Below are 5449 nucleotides of genomic sequence, written 5' to 3' on the forward strand. Positions count from 1 at the left end.
GCCTGAGGCGGCCCCGCGGCAGCCCGCGCAGCCCGCGCGGCCCGAGCGGAAGGGGCCCGTGTCTGCCGTCGGCTCGGCCATGGAGAACGAGGTCGTCCGGCTCACCAACGCCGAGCGCGAGCAGGGCGGCTGCGGGCCGCTCAAGCACGACGCGCGCCTGCGCGAGGCCGCGCACGGGCACTCCGCCGACATGGCCGAGAACGACTACTTCGAGCACGACTCCCAGGACGGCCGCGACATGGTCGACCGCATCCGCGCGACCGGCTTCGGCGGCTCGGCCTGGGGGGAGAACATCGCCATGGGGCAGCCGTCGGCGGCCGCGGTGGTCAAGGCGTGGATGAACAGCGACGGCCACCGGCAGAACATCATGAACTGCTCGTACACCCACATCGGGGTGGGCGCGGCCAAGGACGCGCAGGGTCAGATCTACTGGACGCAGGACTTCGCGGCCGACTAGGCGAGCGCCTCGCGCAGGCGGCGGAACTCGGCGGCGAGGGCCGCCGGGGTCCAGTGGGCGTTGAGCCCGCTCGGGTTGGGCAGCACCCAGACCCGCACCCCGCCGACGAGCTCGTCCTGCGGCCCGATGCGGGCCTTGGGGCGGGCGAAGGCCGTACGGTAGGCCGACACGCCGAGCACGGCCAGCACCTTCGGCCGCAGCCCGGCGACCTTCGCGGCCAGGGCCGCCCCGCCCGCGGCGAGCTCCTCTCGGGTCAGCTCCGATGCCTTGGCGCTGGCGCGGGGGACGATGTTCGTGATGCCGAGCCCGTACGACGGGAGCAGGTGCTGCTCGGCCGGCGCGAGGCGGCGCGGCGTGAAACCGGACGCGTGCAGCGCCGGCCAGAAGCGGTTGCCCGGCCGGGCGAAGTGGTGACCGGTGGCCTCCGACATCAGACCGGGGTTGATGCCGCAGAACAGCACGTCGAGTGAGGGCGCGAGGACGTCGTCGAGCACGTGCCGGAGACTAGCCCATCTCCTCCAGTTTGCGGCCCTTGGTCTCTCTGACCCACTTGGCCACGAAGAGGAACGACAGCAGGGCGAACAGCGCGTATCCGGCGTAGGTGAGCGGCAGGTTCCGGTCCGCCAGGGCCGGGAACGACACCGTGATCGCCCAGTTGGCGATCCACTGGGCCGCCGCCGCCACGCCCAGGGCGGCGGCGCGGATGCGATTGGGGAACATCTCGCCCAGCAGCACCCAGACCACCACGCCCCACGACAGCGCGAAGAACAGCACGAACATGTTGGCCGCGATGAGCGCGATCGCGCCCTGCGGGTTCGGCAGGGAGACCGCGCCGTTCACGACCCGGGAGGCGCTGAACGCCAACGCCGCGGTGGCCAGCGAGACGGCCATCCCGGCGGAGCCGATCATGAGCAGCGGCCGCCGGCCGATCTTGTCGACCAGCGAGATCGCGATGAACGTGCCGATGATGTTGATGATCGAGCTGGAGAAGCTGATCAGCAGGGAGTCGGCCTGGTTGATGCCCACCGACTGCCACAGCACCGACGAGTAGTAGAAGATCACGTTGATGCCCACGAACTGCTGGAAGATGGAGAGCACGATGCCGATCCACACGATCGGCAGCAGCCCCAGCGCCGGGCCGCGCAGGTCGCGCAACCCCGGCACGCGCTCGGTGCGCAGCACGCGCTGGATCTCCGAGATGCGGTCGTCGAGGTCCACGTCGTCGGGTTCGACCTCGGCCAGCACCTCGCGGGCCCGCTTCGTCCGCCCTGACATGATCAGGTAGCGCGGCGACTCGGGGATGGTCAGGGCGAACAGCAGGTAGAAGCCGGCGGGCACCACGCAGGCCCCCAGCATCCACTGCCACGCCTGCAGCGGGCCGAGGTAGTTGTTGACGTCGCCGTCGGCCAGCCGCGCGATCACGTAGTTGACCAGCTGAGAGACGGCGATCCCAAGCACGATGTTGAGCTGCTGGAACGACCCCAGCCGCCCCCGGAAGGCCGGCGGGGCCACCTCGGCGATGTACGCCGGCCCGAGCACGGACGCCATGCCGATCGCGAACCCCGCCACCACCCGCCAGAACGCCAGATCCCACACCGAGAACGGCAACATCTGCCCGATCGAGCTGACCGCGAACAGCAGTGCCGCGACCTGCATCGACCTCGTACGCCCCCACCGGTCGGCCAGCCCGCCACCGGTCCACGCGCCCAGCGCCGAGCCGAGGAGCGCGATCGCCACCACGAACCCGATCTCGAACGACCCGACCGCGAAATGCCGCTGGATCCCCACCACGGCCCCGTTGATGACGGAGCTGTCATAGCCGAACAGGAATCCGCCGATGGCGGCGGCGGCCGTGATGAACACGACATGGCCGAGATGCTCATGATGGGTGTATTGAGTAGCCATGTAGGTCCTTACCCCGAAATGAGGCATCACCCACGAGCCACAGGCATCACAGGCGTGGGTCGACCGGCTCCGACTCCAGCGCCAGCACCGCGAAGACCGGCTCGTGCACCCGCCAGCGTGCCTCGCCGTCCGCCAGCCGGGCCAGCGCCTCCAGGCCGAGCGCGTACTCGCGCAGCGCCAGGGAGCGCTTCTTGCCGAGGAAGCGGCGGCGCAGCACGTCGAGCGACTCGGTGTAGTCGGGGCCGTAGATGATGCGCAGGTACTCGCGCCCGCGCACCTTCACGCCCGGCTGCACCCGCCCCGGCGTGTACGCCGCGGGCTTGACCACCATGCCCTCGCCGCCGGACGCCGTCAGCGCCTCCCACCACGCGGTCGCCTCGGCCCTCGACTCCGCGGAGCCGAGCCGGACGGTGACGTGCCGCGTCCGCGTGATCAGCGGCGAGTCGAGCAGCGCGAGCGTGGACAGGTGCCAGGCGTGCGGCTCCAGCGCCGTGGCCCGCCCTTCGCAGGCCAGGATCTGGAACGGCGCCACCCGGATGCCGTCGAGACCCTCGACCGGCCAGCAGTAGCGCGCGTAGGCGTCGCGGAACAGGGCAGCGTTCTCGGAGCGGCGTCGGGCGCGGTCCAGCAACGGTCCCACACCCAGACCGCGCCCGGCCGCCGCCTCCAGGGCCGCGACCGCCTCGGGCAACGCCACCCGGGCGGCCGCGCCGACGGAGGCGTACTGCGACCTGATCAGCTCGCCCGCCTTGGCCGACCAGGGCAGCAGCTCGCAGTCGAGCGCCACCCAGTCGGAGCCGAGCGCGTCCCAGAGCGGCTCGCACGCCTCGCGCAGCCGGTCGACCAGCGGCGACGGGTCGGCGAAGAACGGGCGCCCGGTGCGGGTGTAGACCATGCCGGCGCCGTCCGTCACGCCGAACCTCTCCCGCGCCACCTCCGGCGTCCTGGCCAGCACGGCGACCGCCCGCGAGCCCATGTGCTTCTCCTCGCACACGACCTCGTCCACCCCCGCCGCGGCGAACTCCTCGAACGCCTCGTGCGGGTGCTCCAGGTAGCCGTCGAGCCGCGAGGTCTCCGGCGGGGCCATGGTCGGCGGCAGGTAGACCAGCCAGCGCGGGTCGGCCGCGAACCGGCTCATGACCTCCAGTGCGGCGGCGGCGTTCTCCTCGGCGACCTTGATGCGGCCGCCGAACCTGGTCTCCACGTGCCGGGTGCCGATCACGTCGGTCACGTCGAGCAGGCCGGGGTCGCGTCCGGCGGTGCCGAGCGGGCGGGCCGGCTCGTACCAGACCTTCTCCGCGGGTACGCGGACGAGCTCGCGCTCCGGGTAGCGCAGGGCGGTCAGGTTGCCACCGAACACCACCCCCGTGTCCAGACAGATCGTGTTGTTGACCCATTCAGCGCGGATCGTGGGAGTGTGGCCGTAGACGACCATGGCGCGGCCCCGGTACTCCTCGGCCCACGGGTAGCGGACCGGCAGGCCGTACTCGTCCGTTTCGCCGGTGGTGTCGCCGTACAGGGCGAACGCGCGCACCCGGCCGGAGGCGCGGCCGTGGTAGGCCTCCTTCAGCCCGGCGTGCGCGACGACCAGCCGGCCGCCGTCGAGCCGGTAGTGGCTGCGCAGCCCCGCGAGGAAGCCGCGGACCCGCTCGACGAACTCCGGCGGCTGCGCGGCGAGCTGGTCGAGTGACTCCTGCAGGCCGTGCGCGACGGTGACCTTGCGGCCCTTGAGCGCGCGCAGCAGCTTGTTCTCGTGGTTGCCCGCCACGCAGATCGCCGTGCCGGCCTCCACCATGTCCATGACCAGGCGCAGCACGCCCGGTGTGTCGGGGCCGCGGTCCACCAGGTCGCCGACGAACACCGCGGTGCGGCCCTGCGGGTGCCGGATCCCCTCCCAGCCCAGCTCGCGCAGCAGCGTCTCCAGCTCCGAGCGGCAGCCGTGCACGTCGCCGACGATGTCGAACGGGCCCGCCAGCTCCGTCAGGTCCGACCACGCCTTCTCGTACGTGACCTGCGCGGCCTCGATCTCCTCGACACCGCGCAGCACGTGCACCCTGCGGAACCCGTCGCCGGAGATGCGGGTGAGGGAACGGCGCAGGTCCTTGTCCTGGCGGGCCACCACGCCAGGGCCGAAGTCGCGGTCGGGGCGGACGGCGTTGCGCTCGATCGCCACCTCGCGCGGCACGTCGAGCACGATCGCGTCGGCCAGGACGTCGTGCCGCTTGGCCAGCTCGATCAGGCCGCGGCGGGCGGAGTACTGGACGTTGGTGGCGTCGACCACGGTGAGCAGACCCCGCGACAGGCGCACGCCGACGATGTGGTGCAGCAGCTCGAACGCCGCCGGGGTGGCCGACTGGGCGTTCTCGTCGTCGGCGACCAGTCCGCGGCAGAAGTCGGAGGAGATCACCTGCGTGGGCTTGAAGTGCCGGCGCGCGAACGTCGACTTGCCGCTGCCGGACACGCCGACGAGCAGCACCAGGGAGAGCTCAGGAAGCGAGATCACGGGTGAACACTCCCATCTGGGTCGGCGGGCCGAGCTCGGGGTCGTCGTCGCCGACCGGCGCGAACGAGACCCGGTAGCCGTACCGGGCGGCCACGCCGGTGGCCCAGGCGGTGAACTCGGCACGGGTCCACTCGAAGCGGTGGTCGGGGTGGCGCAGGCCGGTGAGGAACGGGTACCGGACGTTGTACTCGGCGTTGGGGGTGGTGACCAGCACGTGCCGCGGGGTGGCGGCGCCGAACACGACGCGTTCGAGCGCGTCCAGCCGGGGCGGGTCGACGTGCTCGATCACCTCCATGAGCACGGCGGCGTCGTAGCCGGACAGCCGCCGGTCGGTGTAGGTGAGCGCGCCCTGGAACAGGGTGAGCCTGGCCCGGCGGGTGTCGGGCATGCGGTCGAGGCGCAGCTTGCGGGCGGCGATGGTGAGCGCCATGGGGGAGACGTCCGTGCCGGCGACGCGGGTGAAGCGCGGGCGCTGGAGCAACGCACCGACCAGCTCACCCCGCCCGCACCCGAGGTCGATCACACTGGTCGCACCCAGCTCCTCCAGGGTGGCGAGGATGGCCTCCCGCCGCCTGACACTGAGC

The 5449-nt window shown here is 72.0% G+C and carries 5 protein-coding genes; 1 reads left to right on the forward strand and 4 read right to left on the reverse strand.

Annotated features, from left to right (window positions below; translation table 11 throughout):
* A partial coding sequence (locus E1286_RS45650) for a CAP domain-containing protein (protein ID WP_132623422.1) occupies positions 1–457 on the forward strand: 457 nt, incomplete at its 5' end.
* Here the strand turns inward: E1286_RS45650 and mug are convergent.
* The 4 genes from mug to E1286_RS45670 all read right to left on the reverse strand — a co-directional run.
* Positions 454–951: a G/U mismatch-specific DNA glycosylase gene (gene mug, locus E1286_RS45655; RefSeq protein ID WP_132623424.1), complete on the reverse strand. Its 498-nt coding sequence runs from the start codon at positions 949–951 to the stop codon at positions 454–456. The two genes, E1286_RS45650 and mug, sit on opposite strands and share 4 nt — an antisense overlap.
* A 10-nt stretch (positions 952–961) precedes the next feature.
* Positions 962–2362 (reverse strand): sugar porter family MFS transporter, encoded by a 1401-nt coding sequence (locus E1286_RS45660; RefSeq protein ID WP_132623426.1) that lies wholly within the window; start codon positions 2360–2362, stop codon positions 962–964.
* A gap of 46 nt (positions 2363–2408) precedes the next feature.
* Positions 2409–4865 carry a polynucleotide kinase-phosphatase gene (locus E1286_RS45665; RefSeq protein ID WP_132623428.1) on the reverse strand — a complete coding sequence of 819 codons (2457 nt, stop codon included), beginning with the start codon at positions 4863–4865 and terminating at the stop codon, positions 2409–2411.
* On the reverse strand, positions 4849–5449 hold a 601-nt coding region (locus tag E1286_RS45670; RefSeq protein ID WP_132623430.1), incomplete at its 5' end, for a methyltransferase. The genes E1286_RS45665 and E1286_RS45670, both read right to left, overlap by 17 nt.

It is taken from the genome of Nonomuraea terrae (genome assembly GCF_004348995.1).
Lineage (GTDB): Bacteria > Actinomycetota > Actinomycetes > Streptosporangiales > Streptosporangiaceae > Nonomuraea > Nonomuraea terrae.

Excerpts from the sequence above, each read along its gene's own strand:
- E1286_RS45660 (WP_132623426.1), bottom strand. The coding sequence starts at position 2,362 with ATGGCTACTCAATACACCCATCATGAGCATCTCGGCCATGTCGTGTTC.